The 14,135-nt window shown below is 37.1% G+C and carries 11 protein-coding genes; 5 read left to right on the top strand and 6 right to left on the bottom strand.

Annotation, left to right across the window (positions count from 1 at the left end; genetic code table 11):
- Positions 1 to 88 precede the first annotated feature (88 nt).
- Both AC1Z3T_RS08115 and AC1Z3T_RS08110 read left to right on the top strand, forming a co-directional pair.
- Positions 89 to 1,234 (top strand): glycerophosphodiester phosphodiesterase, encoded by a 1,146-nt coding sequence (locus tag AC1Z3T_RS08115; protein WP_483396568.1) that lies wholly within the window; start codon positions 89 to 91, stop codon positions 1,232 to 1,234.
- A 141-nt stretch (positions 1,235 to 1,375) separates the two neighbouring features.
- Complete coding sequence (locus AC1Z3T_RS08110) at positions 1,376 to 1,750, top strand: diacylglycerol kinase (RefSeq protein WP_005030695.1); 375 nt, start codon at positions 1,376 to 1,378, stop codon at positions 1,748 to 1,750.
- 227 nt (positions 1,751 to 1,977) lie between these two features.
- Here AC1Z3T_RS08110 and groL read toward each other — a convergent pair whose 3' ends face one another.
- The 4 genes from groL to AC1Z3T_RS08090 form a co-directional block, all read right to left on the bottom strand.
- The gene (gene groL / locus AC1Z3T_RS08105) at positions 1,978 to 3,612 is read right to left on the bottom strand and encodes a chaperonin GroEL (RefSeq protein WP_004828344.1); all 1,635 of its coding nucleotides are present in this window, start codon (positions 3,610 to 3,612) and stop codon (positions 1,978 to 1,980) included.
- A 101-nt stretch (positions 3,613 to 3,713) separates the two neighbouring features.
- The gene (locus AC1Z3T_RS08100) at positions 3,714 to 4,004 is read right to left on the bottom strand and encodes a co-chaperone GroES (protein ID WP_004828341.1); all 291 of its coding nucleotides are present in this window, start codon (positions 4,002 to 4,004) and stop codon (positions 3,714 to 3,716) included.
- Between the two features lie 207 nt (positions 4,005 to 4,211).
- Positions 4,212 to 4,967 (bottom strand): metallophosphoesterase family protein, encoded by a 756-nt coding sequence (locus AC1Z3T_RS08095; protein WP_100884667.1) that lies wholly within the window; start codon positions 4,965 to 4,967, stop codon positions 4,212 to 4,214.
- A complete protein-coding gene (locus tag AC1Z3T_RS08090) occupies positions 4,948 to 5,889 on the bottom strand; it encodes a diacylglycerol/lipid kinase family protein (RefSeq protein WP_100884666.1) in 942 nt (313 codons plus the stop codon). Before AC1Z3T_RS08090 ends, AC1Z3T_RS08095 begins: the two co-directional genes overlap by 20 nt.
- A 407-nt stretch (positions 5,890 to 6,296) precedes the next feature.
- On the opposite strand from AC1Z3T_RS08090, the gene AC1Z3T_RS08085 reads away from it, so the two are divergent.
- The 3 genes from AC1Z3T_RS08085 to AC1Z3T_RS08075 all read left to right on the top strand — a co-directional run bounded on the left by AC1Z3T_RS08085 (position 6,297) and on the right by AC1Z3T_RS08075 (position 11,136).
- A complete protein-coding gene (locus AC1Z3T_RS08085; protein ID WP_004828335.1) occupies positions 6,297 to 8,129 on the top strand; it encodes a phosphoenolpyruvate carboxykinase (GTP) in 1,833 nt (610 codons plus the stop codon).
- 295 nt (positions 8,130 to 8,424) lie between these two features.
- Entirely contained in the window at positions 8,425 to 9,303 is an 879-nt protein-coding gene (locus AC1Z3T_RS08080) for an ATP-grasp fold amidoligase family protein (protein ID WP_151751479.1), read from the top strand.
- Between the two features lie 519 nt (positions 9,304 to 9,822).
- Entirely contained in the window at positions 9,823 to 11,136 is a 1,314-nt protein-coding gene (locus AC1Z3T_RS08075) for a spinster family MFS transporter (protein ID WP_100884664.1), read from the top strand.
- A gap of 150 nt (positions 11,137 to 11,286) precedes the next feature.
- On the opposite strand, the gene glpD is transcribed toward AC1Z3T_RS08075, so the two are convergent.
- Both glpD and AC1Z3T_RS08065 read right to left on the bottom strand, forming a co-directional pair.
- On the bottom strand, positions 11,287 to 12,816 hold the full coding sequence (glpD, locus tag AC1Z3T_RS08070; protein ID WP_042089411.1) for a glycerol-3-phosphate dehydrogenase: 1,530 nt from the start codon (positions 12,814 to 12,816) through the stop codon (positions 11,287 to 11,289).
- Between the two features lie 140 nt (positions 12,817 to 12,956).
- The gene (locus tag AC1Z3T_RS08065) at positions 12,957 to 13,712 is read right to left on the bottom strand and encodes a DeoR/GlpR family DNA-binding transcription regulator (protein WP_005030709.1); all 756 of its coding nucleotides are present in this window, start codon (positions 13,710 to 13,712) and stop codon (positions 12,957 to 12,959) included.
- Positions 13,713 to 14,135: the final 423 nt, after the last annotated feature.

The following is a 14,135-nucleotide window of genomic DNA, read 5'->3' as shown; positions in this document are numbered from 1 at the left end:
AGTTGCTCATTTATCTTCTTATGTCATCACAATGTCAATTTAACCCCATAGACTAGGATTGATTTCAACACAATAATTTGAGTGAAATATGAATAAAAAAGCATGGATCATCAGCAGTAGTATATTATTTTTAACTGCATGTAATGATGATAAAACAAATATTGTTACAACACCTGATTATAAAGAACCTAAGATTATTATCGTGGGGCATCGTGGTGCAAGTGCTTTACGTCCAGAACACACACTTGAAAGTTATCAAAAAGCCATTGACGATGGTGCAGATTTTATTGAACCTGATCTCGTCTCAACCAAAGATGGTATTTTAGTCGCACGTCATGAAAATGAAATTGGCGGTACCACCAATGTCAGCACCTTAGCCCAATTTGCAGATCGCAAAAAAACTAAAATTATTGATGGGGTGTCTTTAACAGGTTGGTTTACTGAAGACTTCAACGTAAGTGAATTAAATTTGATTAAAGCACGTGAAAGAATTCCAGCATTACGCCCAAACAATACGCAATATAATGATCAATTTAATATTCCTACCCTTGAACAGATTATCGAACTTGCAGAAAATAAATACAAAAAAACAGGAAAAATTATTGGCTTGTATATCGAAACCAAACATCCAACTTATTTTCAAAAGCTCAATTTAAGTATGGAAGATCCTGTATTGAAAACTTTAGCGAAATATCAATACACACGCGAAATTGCCCCAATTTATTTACAATCTTTTGAAGTCAGTAATCTCAAATACTTTAAAGAACAATTAACACTTTACAAGACATTAAAGCATGCCAAAATTATTCAGCTCTATGATGACAAAAAAGCAAGCCCAGCAGATTATGTTGCGCAAGGTCTGAAAACAACTTATGGCGATATGGCAACAGCACAAGGTTTAAAAACAGTCTCAACCTATGCCGATGGCGTAGGTCCATGGAAACCTTATATCTTTAATGATAGCTATACTGCACCATCTTCTTTTGTTGCAGATGCGCATGCAGTTAACTTAAAAGTGCATCCTTATACTTTCCGACCTGAAAATAACTTTTTGGCAGCAAATTTAAAATGTAGTAGCGCAGAAGCAGATGCTGCAAAACGTTGTGAAACAGGTGCCAACAAAGAATATGAAATGTATTTTAAAGCTGGAGTTGATGGACTATTTACAGATGACCCTGGTTTGGGACGTAAAGCACTAGATGCCTACTGGAAAGCAAATCCTATTCTAAAATAACACTTTAAGATTCAACTAAAATAAAGCAATCGTTTCAATCGCTTGCTTTATTTTTTCTAAACTGAGCATTTTTTGCTTAAAATTAATACCCATTTAAGTTTAAAATAATACACTTGTTCAAAAATATAGCAGCTTTGATTTATGAGTGATTATTCTCCATTTAAGGGTACAACAGGTTTTAAACGCATTCTTAATGCTACGGGTTATTCTTTAGCGGGTTTTAAAGCTGCTTATCAAAATGAAGCTGCTTTTCGTCAGATCGTTTGGATTAATCTAATATTAATCCCAATTACTTTTTTTCTTAATGTGAGCTCAGTTGAACAAGCCTTGATGATTGGGGTATGTTTACTGGCAATCATTGTTGAGTTGTTTAATTCAGCACTTGAAGCTGTGGTTGACCGAGTATCTTTAGAACGCCACCCGCTTTCCAAGAATGCAAAAGACATGGGAAGTGCGGCTCAATTTGTAGCGCAATCCATTATTTTCTTTACTTGGGTGATTATTCTTTTTAGGTAATTTTTAAACCTTTATATAAAAATAAAGCATTCTCGATATGTATGTTTGATCAACACCCAAATACCATTATTGATTTAAGCAGACAACTAAACTCTACTATTTTTATAAATCATCAGTATCTATTTTTATTTAACCAATAAATTCAAACCTCATTCAAAACCTCACCCTGATCATAAAAAATCCCCGCACAAGGGCGGGGATTTTTTATGATCTGAGATCAGAATGACTTACATCATTCCGCCCATACCACCCATTCCGCCCATATCAGGCATAGCAGGTTTATCTTCAGGAATATCTGTGATCATGCATTCAGTTGTTAACATTAAACCAGCAACAGAAGCAGCATGTTCAAGTGCAGATCGTGTTACTTTTGCTGGATCAAGGATACCCATTTCTAACATGTCGCCATATTGTGAAGTTGCAGCGTTGTAACCAAAGTTACCTTCGCCATTTTTCACAGCATTGATCACTACAGAAGGCTCATCGCCTGCATTAGAAACAATTTGACGAAGTGGTGCTTCAATCGCACGACGAAGGATATTTACACCTACAGTTTGGTCATCATTTGCACCAACAACACCGTCTAGCGCTTTAGCAGCACGTACAAGTGCAACACCACCACCTGCAACAACACCTTCTTCAACCGCAGCACGAGTTGCATGAAGTGCATCGTCTACACGGTCTTTTTTCTCTTTCATTTCAACTTCTGTTGCAGCACCGATTTTGATTACAGCAACACCGCCTGCTAATTTAGCAACACGCTCTTGTAGTTTCTCTTTATCGTATTCAGAAGTTGATTCTTCGATTTGTGCACGGATTTGAGTAACACGTTCAGCAATTTGATTTGCATCACCAGCACCGTCTACGATCACTGTATTTTCTTTAGATACTGTGATTTTGTGCGCAGTGCCTAAATCTTGAAGAGAAGCTTGCTCTAACGACATACCCACTTCTTCAGAAATTACAGTAGCGCCAGTCAAGATCGCAATATCTTGAAGCATTGCTTTACGACGGTCACCAAAACCAGGTGCTTTAACAGCACACACTTTGATGATGCCACGCATGTTGTTCACAACAAGTGTTGCAAGTGCTTCACCTTCAACATCTTCAGCAATGATAAGAAGTGGCTTACCTGTTTTCGCAACAGCTTCTAAAACTGTAATCAATTCACGGATGTTGCTGATTTTTTTATCAACAAGAAGGATGAATGGATTTTCGAGTTCAGCTGTCAAAGTATCTTGTTTGTTTGCAAAATACGGGCTGATATAACCACGGTCAAATTGCATACCTTCTACAACGTCAAGTGCGTCTTCGAATCCTGAACCTTCTTCAACTGTGATTACGCCTTCTTTACCAACACGCTCCATCGCCTGTGCAATTAATTTACCCACAGTTTCGTCAGAGTTTGCAGAAATCGAACCAACTTGTTCAATCGCTTTGGTATCAGAAGCTGGTTTAGCCGTTGCTTTGATATTTTCAACAACAGCTTTAACAGCAAGATCAATACCGCGTTTTAAATCCATTGGGTTCATACCTGCAGTTACAGATTTGATCCCTTCATTTAAAATTGCTTGAGCAAGTACAGTTGCTGTTGTAGTACCATCACCTGCGATATCATTGGTTTTTGAAGAAACTTCACGAACCAATTGTGCACCCATGTTTTCAAATTTGTCTTTCAACGAAATTTCTTTTGCTACAGTTACACCATCTTTGGTGATGTGTGGCGCACCAAAAGAACGATCAATAACAACGTTACGACCTTTAGGACCTAAAGTTACTTTAACTGCATCTGCAAGTACATTTACGCCCGCAATCATTTTTGAACGAGCTGAATCACCAAATTTTACGTCTTTAGCTGACATGCTTAACTCCAATAATCTTTATTCTTTAACCATCTAATTTAAAAGTGGATGAGGCATATTGTTTTTAATTGATCAAAAACAACACACCATCTCGGTCTGAATTAACCTTCAAGTACCGCTAAAATGTCAGATTCTTTCATAATTAAAAGTTCTTCACCGCTTACTTTTACAGTTGTACCTGCATAAGTACCGAACAATACTTTATCACCAACTTTAACGTCTAATGCACGCACACCATTGTCAGTGATTTGACCATTTCCTACAGCAATGATTTCACCTTGTGCTGGTTTTTCAGCTGCAGAACCTGGAAGTAAAATACCGCCAGCAGTTTTTGTTTCCTCTTCAACACGACGAATAACTACGCGATCATGTAATGGACGAATGTTGCTCATATAAAACTCCATAGACATCGTCTAAATGTCATTGATTACTCAGGGAAGATGACTTCTTATTCCTAGGTCATCGACAAAATATTTGTATGTCACATTTGTGGGGATGGAAATAAACGCTTCAAGGGGAAAATTAAAAAAAATTTATTTAATTTGTATTTTTTTTATTCATTCACGTCAGATTGTCAAAAAATTCAACCGATTTTCTCATTATTGCGCAATAAATTCTTGTAATTGTTCATCAAAAAAATAGTGTTGAAATGTACCGTTTTCATGAATCACATTAAAACTATTTGGGATTTTTTTATGCAAACGACGAGACACAGCAGTACCTGCATGCACTTCATAGACGGGATGAGATAGATTTAAATTAAATGCTTGGTTTAAATCATAGACAGCAACAAGATGTAAATGACCGTGCAATAAGGCATAGAGCTGATGCTGTCCCCATTCTTTAATCGCAAATTGCCCTAATGCAGGACAATCTTTTAAATGATGATCTTCATTCGAAGTATAAAAAGGTTGATGACTGACAATAATTTTTAATTTATTGTCTGGTGCATCCATCAACAATTGATTGACGCTTTCTATCTGTTCGAATGAGATATGCCCGCGTGTATGATAGCGACGGCGAATACTGTTCATACCAATCAAATAAAAATGCTGAGTCAACAATGTCCGCTCTAAACTGCCAAAAAATAATTGATACAGACCAAAAGGTCGAAATGCCCTGTTCCATACATGATAAAGCGGAATATCATGATTACCTGGGACAACAAAATATGGCGTTTTTAAAGATTCTAAAAATTGCTTACACGCATAAAACTCTTTAAATTTAGCACGTTGAGTCAGATCTCCACTCACCACTACAACTTCTGGTTGATGCTGTGCACAAAACCGCTGAATCGCCTGTATACATGCTTGACGCTCTGTTCCAAAATGCAGATCAGATAGATGTAGTAGCATGCGCAGGTACCATAATATTTAAAGCATTTTTTTCAACATGTAAGTTCAAAGGTGTATCCATTGACACAATTTCTCCATCAATCGCAACCGTTAGTTTAGGCTTTTTCGAATACACAATCACTTTATCTGCACCAAAGCTATACACATCTGATGCTTTTTCTAATTTTCCTCGAATGGTCTGAAATAGTGTTTTAAATAAAGTGACCTTATCCCCTTTTGCGATCACCACCCCTGCGATCTCTCCCACTTCTGCACATTTGGAAATTCGTAAATTTAATTCTTTAAGTTGTAGTTGATTATTTCCAAAAAAGATTAAAGGTGTTTTGACTGGATATTTTTGTCCATCCACCTCAATTTCGAGTTTGAGTTCTTTGCGGTCTCGAATCAGTACATCCAAGCCTGAAGTATATGCATTTAAAGCAAAACGTCCAAAACGCCGATTGTAATCCTCTCTTTTTTTGATGAATAACGGATACAAACCCAAACTGGCATTGTTTAAATAAATTTGATCATTGATACATGCGATGTGGGATGCACGAGGTTCTCCTGTCGCAATAACATGAGCTGCCTCAAGCAGATTCAATGGAATATTCAAGGCACGTGCTACATAATTAAATGTGCCTAATGGCAAAATACCCATCGGAATATTTTGATGAAGCATTTGCGATGCAACAGCATTCAACGTACCATCACCACCTGCCGCAACAATAACCCCGGGTTTTGAATATTGTGCATGTCGTTGATAGATTTTTTTCATTAAGGTCTGAATATCGCCTTCTGTACTGATATCAAAAACCTGTATTTCAAAACCATGTGTGGTCCAGATGGTCATGAGTTTTTCGTAAACCTCATCTTTGTGATTTGCATGAAAACCTGATTTTTCATTGTAAATCATCGAAAGAGGCTTTAAATCTGTATCCATAAGTTTGATTATTGTGAAGTATTTGCTCTAATTTCGTCGATTTTCTAAGCAAATAAAAGCACCTTTATGTAAAATTCGAATTATACCCATTTATTAAATCAATAATAATTTTTTACAGCTTCTTATTTTCAAGTTATTGTTAATTATTATTATTTACAATAAAAATATTACTCATTGCTTTATTAAATAGTGTTAAATATCAACCAATAATTCCGCTTAAACACTAAAAATCAATCACTTACACCACCCCTTAGGTTAAGCATCTTTTAAGCCTTTAGTCTTATTTTTTTTATGAATATATGTTTTAATACGTCCACTTTTTTTCTTACTTAAATTTGAATGTTGTACCACTTCATTCAGGTTGTTATTTGTACACAAAATTGTACATATTTTAGATAGGCCTCACCATGACCCAAGTGAACGCACCAGAATTCGTTCGTCATCCTAAGCTCATTGCCTGGGTTGAAGAAATTGCTAAATTGACTAAACCTGCAAAAATTGAATGGTGTGACGGAAGCGAAGAAGAGAATCAACGTTATATCGACTTGATGATCGCTAACGGCACTATGCAAGCATTGAACCAAGAAAAACATCCTGGTTCTTATTTAGCGAATTCTGATCCGTCTGACGTAGCTCGTGTTGAAGGTCGTACATTCATCTGTTCTGAAAAACAAGAAGATGCTGGTGCGACTAACAACTGGGAAGCTCCTGCTGAAATGCGTGCTCGTCTTAACGGTTTGTTTGATGGCGCAATGAAAGGCCGCACAATGTATGTGGTTCCATTCTCAATGGGTCCATTAGGTTCTCACATTGCACACATCGGTATTGAAATTACTGATTCTCCTTATGTTGCTGTAAGTATGCGTAAAATGGCTCGTATGGGTAAAGCTGTTTATGACGTACTTGGCACAGATGGTGACTTTATTCCTTGCGTACATACAGTAGGTGCGCCTCTTGCAGAAGGTCAAAAAGATGTTGCTTGGCCTTGCAACCCAGAAAAATACATCGTGCATTATCCAGAAACACGTGAAATCTGGTCTTATGGTTCAGGTTACGGCGGTAATGCATTATTAGGTAAAAAATGTCTTGCTTTACGTATCGCATCTTCTATGGGTCGTCAACAAGGTTGGTTAGCTGAACATATGCTTATCCTTGGTGTGACAAATCCTCAAGGTGAAAAACACTACATCGCAGCAGCATTCCCTTCTGCATGTGGTAAAACCAACTTTGCGATGCTTATTCCACCAGCAGGTTATGAAGGTTGGAAGATTGAAACTGTAGGTGATGATATTGCTTGGATTAAACCAGGTGAAGATGGTCGCTTATATGCAATCAACCCAGAAGCTGGTTTCTTTGGTGTAGCACCAGGAACAAATACCAAAACCAATCCAAACTGTATGGCAACACTTCACAAAGATGTGATTTATACCAACGTTGCGGTGACTGACAATGGCGAAGTTTGGTGGGAAGGCTTAACAAAAGAAGCACCTGCAAACTTAACCAACTGGAAAGGTCAACCACATGTTGCTGGTGAAAAAGCAGCTCATCCAAATGCACGTTTCACTGTAGCAGCGGGTCAATGCCCTTCTATTGATGCTGATTGGGAAAATCCAGCTGGTGTTCCAATCTCTGCATTCATTTTCGGTGGACGTCGTGCGGATACAGTACCTTTAATCTCAGAAGCATTCGACTGGGTAGATGGTGTATATAAAGCAGCAACAATGGGTTCTGAAACAACTGCTGCGGCAGTAGGTCAACAAGGTGTTGTTCGCCGTGATCCATTTGCGATGTTGCCATTTGCTGGTTACAACATGGCGGATTACTTCGCTCACTGGTTAGAACTGGGTGAAGAAGTAGGTGCGAAAGCAAAAGCTGCCGGCAACAAATTACCAGGTATTTACAACGTAAACTGGTTCCGTCGTGATGCTGAAGGCAACTTTGTATGGCCTGGTTTCGGTCAAAACATGCGTGTGCTTGAGTGGATCATTGACCGTTGTGAAGGTCGTGCAGATGCAGTTGAAACACCGATTGGCTTAGTGCCAACATTTGAGCAATTGAACTGGACAGGTTCTGACTTTACTAAAGCGCAATTTGATCTTGTAACATCTCAAGATAAAGATCAATGGATCAAAGAGATTGAAAGTCATACTGAACTGTTTAACAAGTTAGGTGACCGTTTACCTGCAGCACTTAAAAATCGTCAAAACGAGCTTTTAGAGGCTGTAAAAAAATCAGCTTAATTTAAAATTAAGCATTCAAGAGACCGCTTTCGAGCGGTCTTTTTGCATTCAATCTATAATCATTGTGATGAATTCAAGGAATCAAGGATTCGAGCAGCATGCTCTTTTAATTTCGAGTCGCTATCGCATGCAACTAAAAAATAACTTAAACGGAATAACCGATTAAAATAAAGCCATTTGTATTCTAAATGTAATATTTTGCGTTAAATCCACAATATGATATTTTTGTAATACAAAAAATCCATATTTCCTCTATAATTGAAAAATTCATTTCTTTATTTTTTTATTCTTTCCCATGATTGAAAATATTATCTATACAGCGAAAGTCATTAGAACTAAATTTGTCTCTGACAAGAAATACCTTACAAAAAGATTTATTAATAAATTAGGTTACACACCTGACTTTGATAAACCGGAAAGTTTTAATGAAAAAGTAACTGCGCGCATGATCTATGAAAGAGCGCCTCTGCATACAAAACTTGCTGACAAGTTGACAGTGAGAGAAATTATTTCAGATAAAATTTGTTGCTCACATTTTGTACCTTTACTTGGTGTATACAAATGCTTTAGCGAAATTGAGTTTAATAAACTCCCGTCTAAATTTGTTTTAAAGTGCAATCATGATAGCGGTAGCGCAATCGTGTGCCATGATAAAAGTCAATTTGATATTAAAAATGCAGAACTAAAATTAAAGCATCATTTAAAACAAAATATGTATTTTAAAAAAAGAGAATGGCATTATAAAAATATTACACCGTTGATTCTGGCTGAAGAGTTTGTTGAATTATGGACAGATCCAAATAGCCAGTTAACGATTACCACCAGTCGAGTACATTGTTTCGAAGGTCAACCTAGATATATAGAAGTCGATGTTCAAGATAGTCAAGGCATTGATTATTCAAATATTTATGATACTTCTTGGATACTACAACCCTTTACAGTTGACTTAAAGAATAATAGCCCCTTAGGCTTAGCTCAACCGAAAAGTTTAAGCAAAATGCTGCAACTTTCTCAAGACCTTTGCTTTAAACATGGTTATAGTCGTATCGACTTTTTATTGGCTGGAGATGATGTTTTTTTCAGTGAAATCACGTTGACACCAAATGCAGGACGGATGGTGATTACACCAAGTGAATGGGATTTCAAGTTAGGCGCCCTCTGGAAAAGTTATTGATTTTTTTATTAAAAAATATAGTGAATCAATCCAGCAAGTAAAAGAGTTTAACGTTGACTTGTTGGATTGTTTTTTGGGTTTCCTCAATGGAAAGTGAACAATAAAAACTATGAGTTTTCCGCTTCATTTGTAATCACAAGCTTTTTCACTTCACGTTAATATTTTTATAAATGATAGTATTATAAATAAAATACAAAAACTTAAATGTATAGTATTAAAAAATATTGCTGCCATATGATGCGTATATCCAAATAAGGCACAGAGTTATTTATTTGTTTTAATTTCTACACAAATATCATAAATCTAATGACTATCCTTTTCTTTATTTGGTCATTTATCTAAAAAAACAACACTCAATTTAATTTCACTTGCATTTAATAAATATATTATATAGATTTTCTAAACAATATGAACAATAAGTGGTGATTAAAAAAATTCCATCAATCGTAAAACAATACTTCTAAATCGAATCAAGTCGGATCGCTTGATCCTCCAAAAATAAACAAAGGAGTTGTTACCGTGAATAGCTTAATCCACAACAAATGGAAGATTTTGATTCTACTGTTTCTAGCCAATACGATGAATTTTTTTGATCGTACAATTCCAGCCGTGGTCATTGAATCAATCAGATTAGAATATAGTCTAAATGACAAACAATTAGGAATGCTTGCTGCTGCATTTTCCTTAGTCTATGCCATTGCTGGCTTATATTTTGGAAAACTTGCAGACCGCAACTCAAGAAAAAAAATTATCGGTATAGGTTTAATCGCATGGAGTGGCTTTACCGCCATGAATGCACTTGCATGGAGTTATATCTCTTTTTTCATGGCTCGTGTAGGTGTTGGTGTCGGTGAGGCAAGTTATGCACCTGCTGCGAACTCTTTAATTGGAGATTTATTTCCACCTCAGCATCGTGCCAAAGCAATAGGTATTTTTATGCTCGGCTTACCAGTTGGAATGGTACTCGCTTTCTTCACCGTTGGTGGGATTGCACAAGCATTTAACAGTTGGCGTGCACCTTTTATAGTTGCGGCTGTACCTGGTCTGATCTTAGCCATCTGTTTTTTCTTTATTCGAGAACCTGCACGAGGTGCAGCAGAAGTTGAAAACTATCAAGCAAAACCTTCAAAGCAAAACAGCTTAGGAAGCCTTTTAAAAATCAAAACGCTACGTTGGATTATTCTTTCTGGCATTATGCAAAATCTTGCGATTGCTGCTGGCATCGCATTTCTAGTGCCGTTGTTCCTACGTTATTTTGGTTTAACCTTAATCCAAGGCTCATTACTTGCAGGATGTATTATCGGGATAACAGGTTTAATCGGCTTAACACTTGGCGGTGTCATTGCAGACAAGATTTATCAAAAATCTAAAAAGGGTCGTTTATTGTTCGGAGCACTGTGTTTATTGATCTCGGCGATTATGATTGGATTAAGTCTAATGCTGAAAAGCCAAGCTGTTGTTTTATTTACAGTATTGTCTTGTCTCGGTTGGCTTGCAATGTACAACTATTACACAACCGTCTACCCTGCTATTCAAGAAGTTGTCGAACCCAATCAAAGAGCAATGGCTTTTGGTTTATGTCTTGCGATCATGTATGTATTAGGTGGCGCATTTGGTCCACTTCTGGTTGGCGCACTTTCTGATCATTATGCAAATGCCGCAATGACTGTATCAGGTGCAACAGGGATTACGGATCAATTCCGTGCCATCGGTTTACACAAAGCCATGATTATTATTCCAATCACCTTATTACTGAGTGCCGTATTCATTTATATGAGTGCACAAACATTTATGAAAGATGCGCTTACATTGCGGCAGCCAAATGAATCATAAAACACAATGTTCAAGATGAAAGGATTCAGTATTTGAAGTTGGATAGTTATGGTTTGAGGTTAAAAGTTTAATTTTTAAACTTCAATATTCAAATTGAATCTACAAAATACAATAAAGCCAATGCATGATTCATTGGCTTTATAAATTGCATTATGCAACATCTTTTTGCAATCGACGTTCATGTAACTCAAGCAAGTAGGCATCCAAAAGATCAATGTCATCCTGTTTAAATTCAAGATATAACTTGCTACGGCGACTCAATATATCCTGACTCGTGATTGCCCATTCCTGGTCGACTAAATAATCCACTTCTTGCGCATAAAGCCCATGCCCAAAACTTTGCCCAAGCTCATGCACTGAGGAGGAATAATTTAAAAACTTCCATACATAAGTGCCATAAGCATGTGCCCAGCGACTTGCTGTTTCCAAATCAATGCCTTTGATTTTAGTCTGGATCTCCAAGATTAAATCTTCTACAGAGACCAAGTTTTCTGCACCAGGTAATAAAGCATGTGCGGTCCAAGATTGTTGCATTTCAGGGAAAAACTTTTTCAGTTGCTCAAGTGCTGATTCAGCAAGCTTGCGATATGTCGTCAACTTGCCACCAAAAACCGACAATAAAGGCGCTTCACCTGAATGTTGTTGAGAAAGTGCTAAAGTATAATCACGCGTAATTGCAGCTGGGTTATCAGATTCATCATCACACAATGGGCGCACACCTGAAAAAGTGCTGACAATATCATTTTGGCTCAGTTGTGTCTTAAAATGATCATTGGATACTTTTAAAAGATAATCAATTTCTTGTTGAGTGATTTCAACTTGATTAGGGTCATCATGATATTCACGATCTGTGGTTCCAATCATGGTGTATTGGTTTAAATAAGGGATCGCAAACACGATTCGCTGATCGTCATTTTGCATAATATAGGCTTTATCACCTGCATAAATTTTTGGCACAATGATATGGCTCCCTTGAACCAAACGAATACCATAAGGTGATTTTAATTTCAAATCCTGTTGGATAAATTGTGCCACCCAAGGACCTGCGGCATTGACCAATACTTTGGCTTGAACTTGATATATCCCTTGTTCATTTTCAAGTTGGATTGTCCACACAGCATTTTCACGTTGCGCAGCAATACAACGTGTTTGACTAACAATCTTTGCTCCCTTTTCCCGTGCCTGCATTGCATTGAGAATCACCAAACGAGAATCATCTACAGCACAATCGGAGTATTCAAAACCACGGGTAATATCTTTATTTAATGGGCTGGTTTCAGGGTTGAATTGGACCAAATTTGATCCTGGCAGTTTTTCTCGTTTGCCCAAATGATCATAAAAAAATAAACCCGTACGGATTAGCCAAGCTGGTCTAAGGTGCGGTTGATGAGGCATGATAAAGCGCATTGGACGAATAATATGTGGGGCTTTCGCCAGTAAAACTTCACGCTCTGCCAAAGCTTCACGAACCAAGCGAAATTCCTTATGTTCTAAATAACGTAAACCACCATGAATCAATTTACTACTGGCGGATGAGGTATGACTTGCCAAATCATCTTTTTCACAAAGCAAGACCGATAAACCACGCCCAACTGCATCATTGGCAATTCCAACACCATTAATTCCTCCTCCAATCACCACGATGTCATAACAAGTTTGCGGTTCGTTCATTTGCATCATAACATCACCTTTTGATTGAAGAGTTTTAACATATTTTCGTTTATTTTCATTTAAGAAAATAATAGAGACTTTTTTGATCAATGTCTATTCGATAATCAATAGATTTGCAACTGACATTTAAGCTCGTCATTGAATAAAGCCTAAACCACAATCAAATTCACTTCTGCCGCATTGATTTGTTGAATATAAGCTTCAGCAGGCTGTTGATTGGTAAAAAGACGATCAATTTCTCGAAGATGCCCCATGCGCATCATTGCATGACGACCAAATTTACTATCATCTACAGCTAAAAAAATCTGTCGAGCACCAGCAATAATTTCTTGAGAGACTGAAACTTCCTGAAAATCAAAATCCAATAATGTCCCATCTGCATCAATTCCACTGATGCCAATCACGGCGTAATCCACTTTGAATTGTTTAAAAAATTCAGATGTCGCCTGCCCAATGACCCCGCCATCGGGGCGAACTTTGCCACTGGCAATAAGCACTTCAAAATCTTCTTTTACACTTAGGATTTTGGCAACATTTAGATTATTGGTAATAATTTTAAGCCCTCGATGTTGCAATAAAGCGACAGCAATTGCTTCTGTCGTTGTCCCGATATTGATAAATAAAGAAGCATAATCTGGAATAGCTTTTGCCACAGCAACTGCAATACGCTGTTTTGCCTCTGCGTTATGGCTCATGCGTGTACTGTATTCAGTATTGGTCACACTTGAGTCTATCGCAGCACCGCCATGATAACGTCGCAACAATCCAGCATCGGCCAACTGATTAATATCTCTGCGTACAGTTTGCGGTGTCACTGTAAATATCTGCGCAATTTCTTCAATACTGATATATCCCCGTTGTTTAACCAGTTCCAAAATTTGCTGTTGTCGAATCATGAAATTCATAAATGCAAACCTTATTGTTTTATTTTCGAAAATGAACATTTAAATACATACATTACATAAGTTCTTGTTATTCAGCTAGCTTTGAATCTTAATTCTCAATACTGATCGTTTTTTTATTTGAGTAATTTTCACACATTTGACTCATTTCCACCCAACACTTTATCTGTACTAAAAACAGCCACCCATTAAACTATTTAAAATTAAATAATTGTTTTAAAAAAATTATTCTTTATTTTAGCCATTCTTAAATAATTATTGATCCTGAACATAAAAAAGGCATACGACCAAAGTCTAATAAGGACAACCTTCATTCTTGCGTATAACGAGCTGTGTAATGATTTGTATCTCTCCGCAGTACTGATTGAAATTCTCTCTTTTTGATTTTTCTGTTTAGATTTTCACCCCAAATGAACCCTAAACAGG

The organism is Acinetobacter sp. B-6 (assembly GCF_056930735.1).
This window is presented reverse-complemented; position numbering and strand designations above follow the sequence as displayed.

Bases quoted from the DNA above. Each gene is read 5' to 3' on its own strand.
- glpD (WP_042089411.1), bottom strand. From the start codon at position 12,816: ATGATGCAAATGAACGAACCGCAAACTTGTTATGACATCGTGGTGATT.
- AC1Z3T_RS08115 (WP_483396568.1), top strand. From the start codon at position 89: ATGAATAAAAAAGCATGGATCATCAGCAGTAGTATATTATTTTTAACT.
- AC1Z3T_RS08085 (WP_004828335.1), top strand. From the start codon at position 6,297: ATGACCCAAGTGAACGCACCAGAATTCGTTCGTCATCCTAAGCTCATT.
- AC1Z3T_RS08080 (WP_151751479.1), top strand. From the start codon at position 8,425: ATGATTGAAAATATTATCTATACAGCGAAAGTCATTAGAACTAAATTT.
- AC1Z3T_RS08090 (WP_100884666.1), bottom strand. From the start codon at position 5,889: ATGGATACAGATTTAAAGCCTCTTTCGATGATTTACAATGAAAAATCA.
- AC1Z3T_RS08110 (WP_005030695.1), top strand. From the start codon at position 1,376: ATGAGTGATTATTCTCCATTTAAGGGTACAACAGGTTTTAAACGCATT.
- AC1Z3T_RS08065 (WP_005030709.1), bottom strand. From the start codon at position 13,712: ATGAATTTCATGATTCGACAACAGCAAATTTTGGAACTGGTTAAACAA.
- AC1Z3T_RS08095 (WP_100884667.1), bottom strand. From the start codon at position 4,967: ATGCTACTACATCTATCTGATCTGCATTTTGGAACAGAGCGTCAAGCA.
- groL (WP_004828344.1), bottom strand. From the start codon at position 3,612: ATGTCAGCTAAAGACGTAAAATTTGGTGATTCAGCTCGTTCAAAAATG.
- AC1Z3T_RS08100 (WP_004828341.1), bottom strand. From the start codon at position 4,004: ATGAGCAACATTCGTCCATTACATGATCGCGTAGTTATTCGTCGTGTT.